Origin of the sequence: Stanieria cyanosphaera PCC 7437, assembly GCF_000317575.1 — a bacterium.
Taxonomy (GTDB): Bacteria; Cyanobacteriota; Cyanobacteriia; order Cyanobacteriales; family Xenococcaceae; genus Stanieria; species Stanieria cyanosphaera.
Genome location: NC_019748.1, coordinates 431,763 through 447,500, shown reverse-complemented (window position 1 = coordinate 447,500; position 15,738 = coordinate 431,763). Strand labels below are relative to the sequence as shown.

Below are 15,738 nucleotides of genomic sequence, written 5' to 3'. Positions count from 1 at the left end.
GATGATAAATACCGATGATTCATATCGATGCAAGTAACATGGACATTGGGCGATTCGTTGTTTAGATAGATATCTAAGATTTCACTAGCAGAGCCACTAGCAAGGTTGGTAATTGGCATCAAAGCTTCAGAAGTCCAATTGAAAGCTAGTTTTTTAATAGTTGCTGAAATAATTGCACCTCTATTTTTTAAAGCGAGGCAGGAAGGAATCGAACGAATCCATCGGTCTATGTAAATTCCTAGATGTCCATCTCCTTCTGGTTCATTCTGAGATAATAGCTCAATCAAATAAAAATCAATATAAGAATTACCAGCGTAACTTTGAGGTTTACGAAATCCAGAATCAATTAAACTACTAAGCATAAAAATCGAAAAAGTTTCTCGAAAAAAATAAGTACCGATCGCTTGTTCTATTTCTTGATTTTGAATAATATATTCTCTTAAAGAGCTAAAAATTAGATTACAACCATGAGAAATTGAGTGTTGTGCTTCTTCCAAATTTATTTTTTTGGCGCGTAAAGATTGTTCAATTTCTACTAAATTATCTTTGAATAATTCTATTTCGCTAATTAATTCTGCTGGAATATTATTTTGTCCTGGATAACCAGTTCTTTTAGTCTGAGATTCGATTTCAAAGTTAAATTTGTTCAGAAGAGATGAAACTAGTAAAGAAGTTTCTCGCAAACGATGAGATAAATTGTTCGCCAGAGATTGATAAAAACGAGCCGATAAACCAGGAATAGAAACGAGTAAAGAATAAAGAGTAGTATTTTCAAGCACAAATACTTCAACTTCTTCTTCTGCAATAATTGTGGCACTGGTAGGAGTATCTTCAATGAAAGACATTTCGCCAAAAATATCTCCAGGAAATAAAAAAGAGATGGCGACTCCTTTGCCTAAAGAAGAATGTTCTACTCTCGCGCTTCCTTTACGAAGAATATATATGGCGGTAGAAAGATGTCCTTCTTCCAAGATGTTAGTGTTTTTTTGATAAGTAGTGATTTGAGCTTTTTCTAGTAATAGCTGATAATCATCATCTGTAAGAAATTTTAATTTGCTATCCATTGGTTGCGCTCTGACAATCTAAAAGACTGGGACGTTCGAGTTTAGGGGTAAAAAGGGATTTTAAGAGGGTTTGTCGAGTTTCAGGTGCTTCTAAAGCCATATTCCAAAGACTTTCGTAAAAGAAAAAGGATACTCCAGCTAAATTGCGATCGCGTGTAGCTTCTACTTGTTGTTTAATTTGAGCTAGACTTACCCAACGACCTTTTAAACCAGATAAAATACCAATGCTTACGGGAATATGATTACTAGCAGTAATTACTTCTGGTTGTTCTAATTCACGAACGAAACTATCTAAATCTTGACGATATACTTGAATGATTAATTCCTCAATTAATCCCGCTTGTTCCCATTGATGCCAATCTAACAAAAAGGATTCAAGAGAAAATTTTTGTGGATTAGGAGATAAAGATACAATTGCCTGAGGATTAGCTTGTTTAATTGCTTGAAACAGTTGTTTCATATAAGCAGTGATTTGATCTGCTCGCCAACGAATCCATTCTGCATCGGTAGGGTCGTTTGGCGGAGATTTGCCTTCGTGTTCCTGTTGATATAGTTTTATAGTAAGCGGATCATAGCCAAACTCGGCAGGATAGCCAAAATGATCATCTAGTTGAATACCATCTACATCATAATTACTAACAATTTCAACGATTAAATCGGTAATAAATTTTTGTACTTCTGGATTTAAAGGATTGAGCCAAACTCGTTGATGAACTTTGCCTTCCCACCAAATTGTACTACCATCATGCCGTTGAGTAAGCCATTGAGGATGTTGTTTGGCTAACTCTGAATCAGCCGGTGCCATAAAACCAAATTCAAACCAAGGAATAACGGACATTTTTTGTTGATGTCCCTGTTGAATGATTTCTTGTAGTACGTCTCTTCCTTGTAACCCTTCTGTAGTATCTAGAGAAACTCCAGTTATCTTGTGGGCAACTTCTGAAGGATAAAGAGTATAACCCCAATTCCAAACGGTAGGATAAAGAGTATTAAAATTTGATTGAGCTAAACGAGCGATCGCTTTAGTAGTGGTTTGAGGAGAAAAGAGAACATCACTATCTATATTGGTTAGCCAAACTCCTCTTAATTCTCTGGCAGCTTGATTAAAATTACAAGCTTGAGTTGAACTAAGAGGGAAAAATGTCGTCAGCAGTAAACTTAAAGTAAAGAGAGGTAATAACCAATACTGATGAATTAATTTTCTCTTTAACCTTAAGATTTTGTCTGCATGGAAACTAATTACCCAGCCGACAGAATATTTCATGTTGCTTACACCAATCTCGGTAATTTTAAACACCGCGATTATAACTATAACTTTGCGCAGAAAGTAGTTAGTTTAAAGTAAATTTTGTGATGCATTTTGGTCGCTATGTTAATTCGTGATGCTGTCGAAACTGATTTATCAACTATTGTGACTATTTATAATGATTCTATTTCTGGTCGATTAGCTACCGCAGATCTTGAGCCTGTGACTAGTGAAAGTCGCATAGCATGGTTTCACAATCGTGACGCTAATCGTCCTATTTGGGTAGTAGAAAAAGAGCAAATTGTGGTTGCTTGGCTAAGTTTTCAGTCATTTTATGGTCGTCCTGCTTACCATGCAACCGCAGAAATTAGTATTTATGTTAGCCCTTGTGATCAACGCCAAGGAATTGCTCAAAGTTTATTACAAAAAGCGATCGCGCATAGTCCTCAATTAAAGCTTAAAAGGCTGCTTGCGTTTATTTTTGCTCATAATCAACCAAGTTTAAATTTATTTACTAAGCTTCAGTTTCAACAATGGGGTTATCTTCCTGGAGTAGCAACCATAGATCAGATTGAGAGAGATCTAGTTATTTTGGGACGTTATGTTATTTAATTAACTAACTCTTAAAAATCTGTTAAATAATCACGAAAAGCCATGTCGTCACCCAAAATAGTTGGAAACAGAAAACAAAACAGGCAAAAAGCCAAGTTCATTCCGTAATCAAGCGATCGCAACTGAATAATTAATTGCCAAACATCAGCCAATCATTTTTATATTATTGAGCTTGATCTCAAAATGTTTAACTCGAACTCAGATTAATTAACCAATTCAGAATTAAATTCATTGAAAGAACGACGTTTTAATTCAACTGATTCTGAACGAGGTAATAAATCAAATAAGTCACGAAAAACATCATCCACTTCTTCAAACTTCACTTGTCCTTTGCCATTAAAAACTATTTTGCCATCACCATCAAGCAAAACAGTTTGAGGAACTACTCCTTCATAATAATAAGCAGGCTCTTCGGGAGTAGGATGAGAGTTTAGAGGTAGAGAATCAACGCTAACTGGAATAAAACTAGCTGCACGTCCATAAAAATCGTGTAAACGAGTCACTACAATTGAAAATTCTTTACAATCACGACTGTCATCGAGATAATAGACCAAAAAAGTTGGCGTTTTTCTTTGCAAAGATTCTGCTAAATCGAAGCGGGGAGGAACGATAGAACCATTACCAGCAAATAAAACAAAAATATTGCCCTCGTATTTATCATCATTAATACTTGCGATCGCAGGAGAAATCCAGCCAATCAGGTTACTCGTAATCAGCAACAGACAAATCAAGCTAGACAGACATAGTTGTTTCCAGTTGATCTTAAATAAAGCTTTTAAGTGATTGTTTAATTTAACAAAAATCATGCTCAAGTCAGCTAACGATAGTTATTTTAGTGATCAGATGTTTATTATCCCCTGTAAGTTAGTTGATCTGACCATCAAAATTAGCTAACTATTAATAAAATAAACCAATAACTTTAGTATTGTTCAGAAACAGGGTGAGACAAAATAGTAAAACTAGCCAAACCAAAACTCAATCAATTCCCTTAAAATCCAAGCTAGCTAACACTTACTATAGTCTTTTGGATTTGCATCCTTCAGCTTCAATGCTGGAAATCAGACGAAGTTACCGAAAACTAAGTAAAACCTATCATCCAGACACAACAATTCTGCCTCCAGAAATAGCCAAAGCCAAATTTCAGCAACTCAACGAAGCTTATGCAACCCTGAGTAGTCCTGAAAAGCGATCGCTTTATGATTTAAAAATTGGTTATTCTCGAATCAATGTCATTCAAGCACCAACCCAATGGGAACAATCCCCTGAAAACAAATGGTCACAAACCGCCTATTTAGACCCCACAGATCGTCCCCTATCTTCGGGAGAAATATTTGTGTTATTTATTCTAGGATTAACTTTTGTTGGTTGTCTGGTCTTAGTAATTGCGATCGCCTATCTCCGAGGAGAAGCATTCTAGTTTATATTGATGTTTAGAAGTAGTATCTTTAACTATCAATGGAACTTCCTTCATCTGATACCCCTTTATACAATCATCCTTTACCAAAAATAGAACAATGGCTCAGTAATCTTGGTTGCCAACAAGACGATGTTAATCTCCATTGTTGGTATGTAGAGCGGGCAACTTGGACAGCAGAGATTTGTTTAGAAACCGAAGAATTAATAGTGCGCTATCTAGATAAAGGAGAACGAGGCAAAGACTTGATTCGCTCTTTCAAATATTCTCTCTCTCGTGAAGATATTGAATCGGCAGTCTTTTCTGGACCTTAATCTTCTAATCAAACAATTATTCTAATTTATTTTTATCTTGAGAAGTTGATGAGGATAAACGAAACAAACGCTTTAATAAAATTCGACTTTGAAAACCTAGTTTACGACTCAAACGAACTGCATCTCGTTCTACCGTAGGAGCAAATTTTGCCTGTAATAGTTCTTTTAATTTATTACTCGTCAAGGGTCGATTGAGAACTCCCTTTTCTGCTAAAGAAATTGAACCAGTTTCTTCAGAAACCACTACACAAATACAGTTTTCCGACCTTTCCGTCATTCCCATTGCTGCCCGATGACGAGTTCCCAATTGTCTCGAAGCAGTTCTTTCTGACAAAGGTAAAATTACAGCAGCAGCAATGAGTCGAGAACCACGAATTAAAACCGCTCCATCGTGTAACAAAGTCGTAGTTTGAAAAATAGTTTGCAGCAATTCTTTAGAAACCTCTGCATTCAAATTTACTCCTGGGGAAACAAAATCTTCATTTTCCAATGAACCACTTGTTTCAATCAAAATTAAGGCCCCAGTTCGATTTTGAGAGAGGTCTTTAACTGCATCGACAATTCGGTCAATCACACTATCTGGTTGAGGAATTGGTCTGACCGAAGTTTTAAACAGTTCCAAAAATTCCCCTCGTCCAATTTGTTCGAGGAAACGGCGGAATTGAGACTGGAAAATGACTGCCATAGCTACGGCAGCCCCTAGAACTAACTTTTCTAGAAGAAAACCCAGTAAGCTTAACCCTAGTTTCTTGCTGATTACTGTAGCTAACATTAGTACAATAAATCCTCTGACCATCCAGAGACTACGACGCTCTCCCTCGCCAATGACTAACAGAAGGGCATAACTGAGAGCGAGAACTAGGGCAATGTCTATACTGTTGGGTAACCAGGAAGGTATCCAATTAAAGTCAGGAAAAAAACCCGACGACTGCATTATTTTTATTTACTTAGCTACGAAAGGTGGGCGGAAAAGAAGGTTGATTAATTAAGAGGCAACAATGATAACACTTCTCTGTTCACTTCAAGCGGAGATAGCCTAGTTGACTACTAATCTTTGTTTTTGTCGGAATCTATCAATCTAGCAGGCAAACAATCTTGCGCAATTAAGTTTTGATAAGATTCTCGTTGAATAATTAGATTAGCTTCTCCTTGATTAACTAAAATTGCTGCAGGTCTACCAATACGATTGTAATTGGAAGCCATGCTGTAATTGTATGCCCCAGTACTGGTTACTACCAAGATATCTCCTGATTCTGTTTTTGGCAGTAAAGCGTCTTTAATTACTATGTCTCCAGATTCGCAATGTTTTCCTGCTACTGTGACTGTTTCTGTTAACTTAGCAGACATTCGATTAGCAATTACTGCTCGATAAACAGATTGATAAGTAATGGGACGAGGATTGTCAGACATTCCACCATCGACGGCAATATAAGTGCGAATTTCTGGGATTTCTTTGCGACTACCAACGGTGTAGGCAGTAACACAAGCCGAACCTACCAGCGATCGCCCTGGTTCAGCAATTAATTTTGGTAAAGGTAGTTGACGATTATGACAAGCTGATTCTATAGCACTTGCAACAGCTTGAACCCATTCAGCAATGGTTGGTGGATCATCAGCTTCGGTATAACAAATTCCTAAACCACCACCGACATTTAATTCTTGGATTGGTAAACCATATTCTTGGGCCTTTTGCAGCCATTCTACTAAAACTTCTGCCAAATCTTGATGAGGTTGACGCTCAAAAATCTGAGAGCCAATATGAGCGTGCAAACCAACACAGTTTAAACTCGGTTTTTGACTTACATAGCTCAATACTTCAGGAATTTGATTGGGGTCAAAACCAAATTTACTATCCAAATGACCAGTACGAATATATTCATGGGTATGACATTCAATCCCAGGGGTCAAACGAAGCATGACTCTAACTGATTTTTGGGAGTTTTGAGCAGATATTTCGGCTAAATGAGTCAATTCTAACCAATTATCAATAATAATTGTACAATCACTTTCAATTGCAAATTTTAATTCTTCAATTGACTTATTATTACCGTGAAAGTAAATTTTATTGCCTTTTACCCCAGCTTTTAAAGTAGTAAATAGTTCGCCACCAGAAACAACATCAAAACCTAAACCTTCGCTGTCAACAATACGACAAATAGCTAGACAACTCCAGGCTTTAGAAGCATAGATAACTTGAGATTCTCCAGAATAATATTTAAGAAAACTATTTCGATACTGACGACACGCTGTTCTAAGAGTAAATTCGTCGACAACATAAAGTGGAGAGCCATATTGCTTGACTAACTCAGTTAGATCGCAACCACCAATTTCTAGACAGTCATTGCTATTAACTTTAGCAGTTAGAGGTAATAATTCTTGATTAGGAGAAGGTGGATGATTGAAGTCTGTGATATTTGGTAAATATTTGTGTCCAGAATTTTGTAAGCTGGAATCGGTTGATAGCATAATCTAATTTGTTTTTAGTCGACTGATTTAATTTATTTAAGGTCAATCTTGAGACATAAAAAGTCTGTCTTTAATTAGTTTACAATTAGATATTGTGAAATTTTTGATAATTAATTCAGCAAAAGAGCAACAATTAACAGAAATTATTGAAATTGACCAATTATGCTTTGGGGGGTTGTGGAGTAAAGAAGGTTATCAAAGAGAAATAGATAGCCCCAATAGCAGTTTATTAACTCTTGTGGTCAAAGAACTACAAGAATCTAACGGTGATTCAACTCAGGTTATTGCACCAAGCAATCATTCATTAAACTTAATTAAGCCAAACAACAATCCCCAACTGATTGGCATCGGTTGTTTTTGGGCAATTCTAGAAGAAGCTCATATTACTCTTCTTGGTGTTAAGCCAAATTATCAAAGGCAAGGACTAGGAAAATTATTACTTTATGCTTTGCTTCAACAGGCAATTGAGCGTAAACTAGAAAGGGCAACTTTGGAAGTTAGAGCTAGTAATCAAGCTGCGATTAACTTATATGAAAAGTTTGGCTTCCGTCTTGCTGGTAGACGTAAAAAATATTATGCAAAAACTGGAGAAGATGCTCTAATCTTTTGGCGTGGAGGACTAGCTGAACAACAATTTAAAAATGATTTAGCTAACTGGAAAACAGAAATATCTAATCGTTTAGCTGGTGAATATGTATTAATTGAGCAGAAAAATTAAAGTTAAGAAAATAAACTATAAATTTTTTGCTAAAGCTGTCTTAGATAAAACAGCCATATCTTTCTGCTGTGCTAAAATCAGCATACACGGGCAAGCAGCAGGTGATGGATATAGGTCATGTTTGAACGCTTCACAGAAAAAGCTATTAAAGTGATTATGTTAGCCCAGGAGGAAGCACGCCGTCTGGGACATAATTTCGTAGGCACAGAGCAGATTCTTCTCGGTTTAATCGGTGAAGGAACTGGAGTCGCTGCCAAAGTTCTTAAATCTATGGGCGTTAACCTGAAAGACGCTCGGATTGAAGTTGAAAAAATTATTGGTCGCGGTTCGGGTTTTGTGGCGGTGGAAATTCCTTTCACTCCCAGAGCCAAAAGAGTTCTTGAACTTTCTCTAGAAGAAGCTCGTCAATTAGGACACAATTACATCGGTACAGAACACCTTCTACTCGGTTTGATTCGGGAAGGGGAAGGTGTGGCTGCTAGGGTATTGGAAAATCTGGGTGTGGATTTATCGAAGGTTCGCACTCAGGTGATTAGAATGCTTGGCGAAACTGCCGAGGTAGCAGCAGGTTCTGGTACTCAGGGAAGAAATAAAACTCCGACCCTCGATGAATTTGGTTCTAATCTGACTCAAATGGCATCGGAAGGTAAACTCGATCCTGTAGTTGGTAGACAAAAGGAAATCGAGCGAGTGATCCAGATTTTGGGTCGTCGAACCAAAAATAATCCTGTTTTAATCGGTGAACCTGGAGTAGGTAAAACTGCGATCGCGGAAGGTTTAGCCCAACGGATTGCAAACAAAGATGTTCCAGATATTCTCGAAGACAAACGTGTGGTTACTCTCGATATTGGCTTGTTGGTAGCAGGTACTAAATATCGAGGTGAGTTTGAGGAACGACTCAAGAAGATTATGGATGAAATTCGTCAGGCTGGAAATGTGATTCTGGTAATCGACGAGGTTCATACTTTAATTGGTGCTGGTGCAGCCGAAGGAGCAATCGACGCAGCTAATATCTTGAAACCAGCTTTGGCTAGAGGTGAGTTGCAGTGTATTGGTGCAACGACCCTTGATGAATACCGTAAGCATATCGAACGAGATGCAGCCCTGGAACGTCGTTTTCAACCTGTGATGGTAGGTGAACCAACCGTAGATGAAACAATTGAAATTCTGTACGGTTTGCGCGAACGTTACGAACAACACCATAAATTGAAAATTTTAGATGAGGCTTTAGAAGCAGCAGCTAAACTATCTGACCGTTACATCAGCGATCGCTATTTACCTGATAAAGCGATTGATTTGATTGATGAGGCTGGTTCTCGTGTTCGTTTGATTAATTCTCAACTTCCCCCGGCTGCTAAGGAACTGGATAAGGAATTGCGCGAAGTTCTCAAACAAAAAGACGATGCAGTTCGAGCGCAAGATTTTGACCGGGCAGGGGAATTACGCGATCGCGAAATGGAAATCAAAGAAGAAATTCGTTCGATCGCCTCGAATAAGAAAACTGAAGAAGATGGGGGGGATGATTCTCCTGTAGTTGATGCGGAAGAAATCGCTCACATTGTCGCTTCTTGGACTGGTGTACCAGTTAACAAGATTACCGAATCGGAATCTGAAAAGCTGTTGCACATGGAAGATACTTTGCATCAGCGTATTATTGGTCAAGAAGATGCGGTGAAAGCTATTTCGAGAGCCATTCGTCGGGCTAGAGTTGGTCTAAAAAATCCCAACCGTCCGATTGCGAGCTTTGTCTTCTCTGGTCCTACAGGCGTTGGTAAAACAGAGTTAACTAAAGCCTTAGCTACCTATTTCTTTGGTTCGGAAGAAGCCATGATCCGACTGGATATGTCGGAGTATATGGAACGTCATACTGTTTCTAAGCTGATTGGTTCTCCTCCTGGATATGTAGGTTACAACGAAGGCGGTCAGTTAACTGAAGCTGTTCGCCGTCGTCCTTATACAGTCGTGCTATTTGATGAGATTGAGAAAGCACACCCAGACATCTTCAATATGCTGTTACAAATTCTAGAAGATGGTCGCCTGACTGATGCTAAGGGCAGAACGGTAGATTTCAAGAATACACTGATTATTCTGACTTCCAACATCGGTTCTAAAGTAATTGAGAAAGGTGGTGGTGGTTTAGGATTTGAGTTTGCCGATGACCAAGCCGAATCTCAATACAATCGTATTCGTTCTTTAGTTAATGAGGAATTGAAGAACTACTTCCGTCCAGAATTCCTTAACCGCTTGGATGAAATCATTGTCTTCCGTCAATTGAGTAAGGATGAAGTCAAAGAAATTTCCGAGCTTCTACTCAAGGAAGTATTTACTCGTCTAACAGAACAAGATATTACTTTGGAAGTGACGGAGAAATTCAAGGAGCGTTTAGTAGAAGAAGGTTACAATCCTTCTTATGGTGCGCGTCCTCTTCGTCGAGCTATTATGCGCCTGTTGGAAGATGTACTTGCTGAAGAAATTCTTTCTGGTCGTTTAGGAGAAGGTGATACGGCACAAGTAGATATTGACTCAGAAGGCAAGGTTAAAATTATTCCTCAAGCAAAAGAACAGGAATTATTACCTTCTTCTTAGGTAATTAAGCTACGCTTGTAAATTCACCAAAACAAGTTAAAAATTTAATGGTAGGGAAGCTCAAATTCTCTACCTTTTTTATTATTTGAAAAATGTTCAGTTTAATAAACATAAATAATACCATTTCTTATTCTTTAACAAGAGACTTAGTGAAAAGTTGTTTTTATTAAATAACTCAAATAAATGTTAATTGTTAATTGTTTTAATTGGTAACTTGCTACTTTATAACTGGTAACTGATATTAATGTGAGAAACGTTAGCTAAAATGCGATCGCGGATGGTTGGGAAGTTTGAGTAAAATAATTTTTGTTGTAAGAATCGGTTCTATATATAAATTTGATAATTTAACTTGACGAATTAAAATAAACATTAATAATTAGTTATTCATTATTGGTTATTTGCTAATTGTTATTTTTGAATCAATCATAAAATTTATCTAATGACGCTCAATCAACCTTTAAAAATATTAATTAGTAATGATGATGGAATATTTGCCCTTGGTGTTCGTACTCTTGCCAATACTTTAGCAGCAGCAGGTCATAAAATTACGGTAGTTTGTCCAGATAGAGAACGTTCGGCGACGGGACACGGACTTACTTTACATCAACCAATTCGTGCAGAACCAGTTAATTCAATCTTTCATGAAAACGTAATTGCTTGGTCTTGTTCGGGTACTCCTGCTGATTGTGTTAAATTTGCTCTTAGTGCTGTGTTGGATAGTCGTCCCGATTTTGTTCTTTCTGGAATTAATCACGGGCCTAATTTAGGTACTGATGTATTATATTCGGGAACTGTTTCAGCAGCGATGGAAGGAACATTGGAAGGTATTCCTAGTCTTGCATTCAGTTTAGTTAGTTTTACTAGTCATCAATTTCAACCAGCAGCAAACTTTGCTCTAAAGTTGCTTCAACGACTAGCAATAGATCGATTACCTCAAGCTACTTTACTTAGTATTAATATTCCTGCTGTAGCAGAAACAGAGTTGGCGGGAGTTATGGTGACTCGTCAAGGTTTACGTCGTTATATTGAGAAATTTGAAAAAAGACTCGATCCTCGTGGCAAAAATTATTATTGGTTAGTAGGAGAAATTATTGAAGATATTGAACAGCCAGAAGATAGCAGTTTACCTCCTCATATTATGACTGATGTTCAAGCAATTCGCGATCGCTATATCACCATCACTCCTCTGCGATATAACCTCACCGATAGCATGATTGTTCAACATCTTTACAATCTTAATTGGTTTTCCGAACCATACTGAAACAAAGAGATCTGCTTCAACGTCGTGAAGCCGTAAAATGATATTCTGTTGTTTACAGTCATCAATACATTACCTAGAAAGGAAGTGCCTGGGATGATCACTTTCTGTGGTAAAAATATTTAGACTCTCATTGAAGAGTTGTTAGTTTAACCAATCTCGATTAGAACCTATTAAATCTTTAAATCATGTCTTCGTCTAAATTTGAAAAAGAACACGAGCAGTATGAAGAAGAATTAGTCACTCTGATTGATTCAGACGGACGTACTTTGCTTTGTTATATTGAACAATATCTTGAATACGAGGGCATGACTTATTTACTTTTAATGCCTGTAGATATTCCAATTGTTATGATGAGTTGGGATGAAGAAGAGGAAGAAGAAGATTTAGTCGAAGCAGAGATGATCGAAGATGGAGAAGAAATTGAAGCCATTTTTGCTGATGCCAAAGCAGTGCTAGCTGAACAAAATCTTACTCTTAAACATACAGCCTATACTCTTACTGCGACGGGAGAATTACCTCCTATTGATGAAGAACAAATTTTAACTTTGAATCTTGAAGAAGAAGATAGTCAGCTAGAACCAGAGGAGTTACAGTTTTTAGCGAGCTTTTATCATGCCGAGCAAAAATATTCTATTTATACTCCCTTAACACCTTTATTGTTTTTTGCAAGATACAATCTGGACAATGAATTAGAATTAGTTTCTCCAGATGCCGAAGAGTTTCAACCAATTCTGGAAGAATTATTAGCAGATGAACCAGAGTAAATGATGAAATATCCTAAAAAAAAACTAAAATTTCTTCAATCCTTGGGTTATTAATTTTAGTAACTGGGATTGGAATTGGACTAGGATGGTTGTGGTGGCGATCGCAGATTGCTCCAAGCGCAACCCAACAACAAAATAATTCTTCTCTTGAACCAATTCAGTTTACTGTTTCTCCAGGTACTGCTGGACAACAAATCGGTCAACAGTTAATACAAGCTGGTTTGATTAAATCGTCAGAAGCTTGGAAATTATGGGTGTGGTGGCAACAAAAACAAGATCCGACTGGTGGTTTTAAAGCAGGTACTTATTTACTTTCTCCTCAAGATAACCTACCTGCGATCGCAGAAAAAATCTGGCGTGGCGAATTGATGCAAACTAAGTTTACCATTCCTGAAGGTTGGTCAATTCAACAAATGGCTCAATATTTTGAATCGGTTGGTTATTTTAGTGCGGAAGATTTTGTCGCTGCTGCTAGTAAAATTCCGACAGATAAATATCCTTGGTTACCTCCAAATTTACCTCATCTAGAAGGATTTTTGTATCCCGATACTTATAAAATTAGTAGCGATCGCATTGGTAATCCTCAAGATATTATTGAGGTAATGTTAAATCAATTTCAACAAATTGCCCTGCCTGTCTATCAAGAAAATAAAAAACAAACCAATCTTAGTTTATTAGAGTGGGTCACTCTTGCCAGTATTGTGGAAAAAGAAGCAGTAGTCAAAGACGAACGTGGTTTAATTGCTGGTGTGTTTACTCAAAGGCTAAAACGTGGCATGACATTGGGTTCAGATCCTACAGTTGAATATGGTTTGGGAATTAAACAAACTGCGGATCGTCCCCTTACCTTTGCCGAAGTAGCAACTCCTTCTCCTTATAATACTTATATTAATGCTGGTTTACCGCCAACCCCGATTGCTAGTCCAGGAATTGCTAGTTTGGAAGCTACTCTGAAACCTGAAAGTACTGAGTATTTATATTTTGTAGCTCGTTACGATGGTACTCATGTTTTTAGTAAAACTTTAGCCGAACATGAGGCTGCTACTAAACAAATTCGTCGTCAAAGACAAAATCAACTTTAGGATTAATTAAACTCCTCGCTCATAAGGCGATCGCTCAATTTCTCCCTCGCTATATCCTAAATCATACATACTGGCAGCTTGCGGATCGTGTTCGGGTGGTTGTTTGGGTTTTTTCGCCCAGGCATCTGCTTTACCTTGGTTAAACCATTCTTCGTCAGTCAAACAAGAAGTAGAAGAGTTATTCATTGGTTGCTTAGTTAAAAAAACTTGTAAATTTTGACCTTAAGAAACATTTTTAATTGGCAATTTTTTAGTTAGCAATTAACCAGTTTATAAACTAAATATAAAAAAATCTTCAATCTAATTCATTACTTTTTTAGATAATTTAATATTTTTTTGACAAGGTAATTTTTTAAATAATGAATAATTTAGTTAAGTAGGTAAAACAAAATTATTTGTATATATATTTACTACTGAGCTAGATAACTTTTTGTTACCTCTTCTCGGTTCTAAAATTTTAATCAAAGAACAATTAATTTTAGATAGGAACTTATTATTAAAAGCTAAAATATATCAAATCTTAGGAAAATTAAGTATATACTCACAGTTAAAGCAAAATTGCTGAAAGATGTATATAAAATGACAAATTGAATAATTACAATGCGAGAACAAAAAATTTTCCTATTGTTCTAACCCAGTTAATATTTTATTTCAGATTAAGAAATTTTTACTACTGTATTATCAATCAAATTGCTATTAAACTATGATTTCTCTCAATCATCGTACTAAAATTGTTGCGACCATTGGGCCAGCTAGTAACTCTCCAGAAATAATCAAACAAATGATTGAAGCTGGGATGAGTGTAGCAAGATTAAACTTTTCTCACGGTACTTATGAGGATCATGCCAAAACAGTTCATTTATTGCGTTCGGTAGCAGAAGATTTAGATACGCCAATTACTTTATTACAGGATTTACAAGGACCAAAAATTCGAGTTGGTTATTTACCCAATAACGCGATCGCTTTAGAAAAAGGAGCTACGATAGATTTAGTTCCTCTTTTTGCATTTAATTCTCAACCTGATACTGTTCCGATAGATTATCCTTATTTAGCAGAAGAAGCAGAAATAGGCGCAAAAATTTTACTCGATGACGGTTTATTGGAATTAACTATCGTATCTATTGAAGGAAGTATAGTTAAATGTCAGGTAGTAGAAGGAGGTCAACTTAAAAGTCGTAAAGGGGTAAATCTGCCCAATCTTACCCTTAAGTTACCATCTTTGACAGAAAAAGACGAACAAGATTTAGAATTTGGAATTTCTCAAGGAATAGATATTGTTGCTTTAAGTTTTGTGCGTCGTGCAGAAGATCTTAAAACTCTCAAACAATTATTAACAGCAAAAGGGTCAGATCTTCCAGTCATTGCCAAAATAGAAAAACCTCAAGCCATTGCCAACTTAAAAGAAATTCTCGATCAATGCGATGGTTTAATGGTAGCGCGAGGAGACTTAGGCGTAGAAATGCGTCCTGAAAGAGTACCGATGCTGCAAAAAGAAATTATTCGTCAATGTAATTTAAGAAATATTCCTGTTATTACTGCTACTCAGATGCTGGAAAGCATGATTAACAATCCCTATCCTACTCGCGCTGAAGCTAGTGATGTGGCCAATGCGATTATTGATGGTACAGATGCAGTCATGTTGTCTGGAGAGTCGGCAGTAGGCAATTATCCGATTAAAGCAGTACAAATGTTAGCGCGAATTGCAACCGATGTTGAACCAGAAATTAACTTTGTTAACAATCCTCCTGCTGGTAATGATGAAACTCATGCTTTAAGTGAAGCACTAAATGCGATCGATTCTATTTTAAATTTACGTTGTATTGTAACTTTTACCAGTAGTGGTTATACAGCTTTACTTGCTTCTGGAGAACGACCCCAATCACCCGTAGTTGCTTTTACTCCTAATCTTGAGGTTTATCATCGTCTCAATTTAATTTGGGGAGTGAAACCAATTTTATTAGATCGCGAAGTGATTACGTTTGAAGAATTGGTTACCCAAGCTGAAACTCTGTTGCTGCAACGGAATTTAGTTGTAACAGGCGATCACATTTTGATTATGGGTGGTATTCCAACCCAGATTGCTGGAGGTACTAATTTTCTCAAGATTCATACTATTAAATAATTACTAATAGGTAATAAAATTTTAAATTTTCTGCCTCCTGCCTTATGACTAGTAAGACGAATGCAACAAATTTTGTTATTTCAACCAAT

16 protein-coding genes (1 of these 16 cut by a window edge) are annotated in these 15,738 nt (G+C 36.9%); 9 read left to right on the top strand and 7 right to left on the bottom strand.

Annotated features, from left to right (window positions below):
- On the bottom strand, window positions 1-1,064 hold the 5' portion of the coding sequence (locus STA7437_RS01895; protein WP_015191678.1) for a cyclic nucleotide-binding domain-containing protein. The gene continues 412 nt to the left of window position 1, outside the view; the window shows 1,064 of its 1,476 coding nt (coding positions 1-1,064); the start codon lies at window positions 1,062-1,064; its stop codon lies off the left edge, out of view.
- Window positions 1,057-2,328 carry a glycoside hydrolase family 10 protein gene (locus tag STA7437_RS01890; RefSeq protein WP_015191677.1) on the bottom strand — a complete coding sequence of 424 codons (1,272 nt, stop codon included), beginning with the start codon at window positions 2,326-2,328 and terminating at the stop codon, window positions 1,057-1,059. Before STA7437_RS01890 ends, STA7437_RS01895 begins: the two co-directional genes overlap by 8 nt.
- Before the next feature lie 105 nt (window positions 2,329-2,433).
- Here STA7437_RS01890 and STA7437_RS01885 point away from each other — a divergent pair, with 105 nt between their 5' ends.
- Entirely contained in the window at window positions 2,434-2,922 is a 489-nt protein-coding gene (locus STA7437_RS01885; protein WP_015191676.1) for a GNAT family N-acetyltransferase, read from the top strand.
- Between the two features lie 11 nt (window positions 2,923-2,933).
- Here the strand turns inward: STA7437_RS01885 and STA7437_RS26410 are convergent, their stop codons facing one another.
- On the bottom strand, window positions 2,934-3,074 hold the full coding sequence (locus STA7437_RS26410; protein WP_171815430.1) for a hypothetical protein: 141 nt from the start codon (window positions 3,072-3,074) through the stop codon (window positions 2,934-2,936).
- Between the two features lie 51 nt (window positions 3,075-3,125).
- Window positions 3,126-3,728: a thylakoid membrane photosystem I accumulation factor gene (locus STA7437_RS01880; RefSeq protein WP_015191675.1), complete on the bottom strand. Its 603-nt coding sequence runs from the start codon at window positions 3,726-3,728 to the stop codon at window positions 3,126-3,128.
- A gap of 134 nt (window positions 3,729-3,862) precedes the next feature.
- On the opposite strand from STA7437_RS01880, the gene STA7437_RS01875 reads away from it, so the two are divergent.
- Window positions 3,863-4,339 carry a J domain-containing protein gene (locus STA7437_RS01875; RefSeq protein WP_015191674.1) on the top strand — a complete coding sequence of 159 codons (477 nt, stop codon included), beginning with the start codon at window positions 3,863-3,865 and terminating at the stop codon, window positions 4,337-4,339.
- Window positions 4,340-4,377: 38 nt separating this feature from the next.
- Window positions 4,378-4,650: a DUF3143 domain-containing protein gene (locus STA7437_RS01870; protein ID WP_015191673.1), complete on the top strand. Its 273-nt coding sequence runs from the start codon at window positions 4,378-4,380 to the stop codon at window positions 4,648-4,650.
- A 16-nt stretch (window positions 4,651-4,666) separates the two neighbouring features.
- Here the strand turns inward: STA7437_RS01870 and cdaA are convergent, their stop codons facing one another.
- Both cdaA and lysA read right to left on the bottom strand, forming a co-directional pair.
- Window positions 4,667-5,584 carry a diadenylate cyclase CdaA gene (cdaA, locus tag STA7437_RS01865; protein ID WP_015191672.1) on the bottom strand — a complete coding sequence of 306 codons (918 nt, stop codon included), beginning with the start codon at window positions 5,582-5,584 and terminating at the stop codon, window positions 4,667-4,669.
- 113 nt (window positions 5,585-5,697) lie between these two features.
- The gene (lysA, locus tag STA7437_RS01860) at window positions 5,698-7,116 is read right to left on the bottom strand and encodes a diaminopimelate decarboxylase (protein ID WP_015191671.1); all 1,419 of its coding nucleotides are present in this window, start codon (window positions 7,114-7,116) and stop codon (window positions 5,698-5,700) included.
- A 94-nt stretch (window positions 7,117-7,210) separates the two neighbouring features.
- On the opposite strand from lysA, the gene rimI reads away from it, so the two are divergent.
- The 5 genes from rimI to mltG all read left to right on the top strand — a co-directional run bounded on the left by rimI (window position 7,211) and on the right by mltG (window position 13,527).
- The gene (gene rimI, locus STA7437_RS01855; protein ID WP_015191670.1) at window positions 7,211-7,834 is read left to right on the top strand and encodes a ribosomal protein S18-alanine N-acetyltransferase; all 624 of its coding nucleotides are present in this window, start codon (window positions 7,211-7,213) and stop codon (window positions 7,832-7,834) included.
- 117 nt (window positions 7,835-7,951) lie between these two features.
- Window positions 7,952-10,420: an ATP-dependent Clp protease ATP-binding subunit gene (locus tag STA7437_RS01850; protein WP_015191669.1), complete on the top strand. Its 2,469-nt coding sequence runs from the start codon at window positions 7,952-7,954 to the stop codon at window positions 10,418-10,420.
- 439 nt (window positions 10,421-10,859) lie between these two features.
- On the top strand, window positions 10,860-11,681 hold the full coding sequence (gene surE, locus STA7437_RS01845; protein ID WP_015191668.1) for a 5'/3'-nucleotidase SurE: 822 nt from the start codon (window positions 10,860-10,862) through the stop codon (window positions 11,679-11,681).
- Between the two features lie 185 nt (window positions 11,682-11,866).
- The gene (locus STA7437_RS01840) at window positions 11,867-12,445 is read left to right on the top strand and encodes a DUF3727 domain-containing protein (protein WP_015191667.1); all 579 of its coding nucleotides are present in this window, start codon (window positions 11,867-11,869) and stop codon (window positions 12,443-12,445) included.
- Window positions 12,446-12,474: 29 nt separating this feature from the next.
- Window positions 12,475-13,527 (top strand): endolytic transglycosylase MltG, encoded by a 1,053-nt coding sequence (gene mltG / locus STA7437_RS01835; RefSeq protein ID WP_041619088.1) that lies wholly within the window; start codon window positions 12,475-12,477, stop codon window positions 13,525-13,527.
- Window positions 13,528-13,533: 6 nt separating this feature from the next.
- Here the strand turns inward: mltG and STA7437_RS01830 are convergent, their stop codons facing one another.
- The gene (locus tag STA7437_RS01830; RefSeq protein ID WP_015191665.1) at window positions 13,534-13,713 is read right to left on the bottom strand and encodes a hypothetical protein; all 180 of its coding nucleotides are present in this window, start codon (window positions 13,711-13,713) and stop codon (window positions 13,534-13,536) included.
- A gap of 517 nt (window positions 13,714-14,230) precedes the next feature.
- Here STA7437_RS01830 and pyk point away from each other — a divergent pair.
- Window positions 14,231-15,649, top strand: a complete 1,419-nt coding sequence (pyk, locus tag STA7437_RS01825) for a pyruvate kinase (RefSeq protein WP_015191664.1) — start codon at window positions 14,231-14,233, stop codon at window positions 15,647-15,649.
- Window positions 15,650-15,738 lie beyond the last annotated feature (89 nt).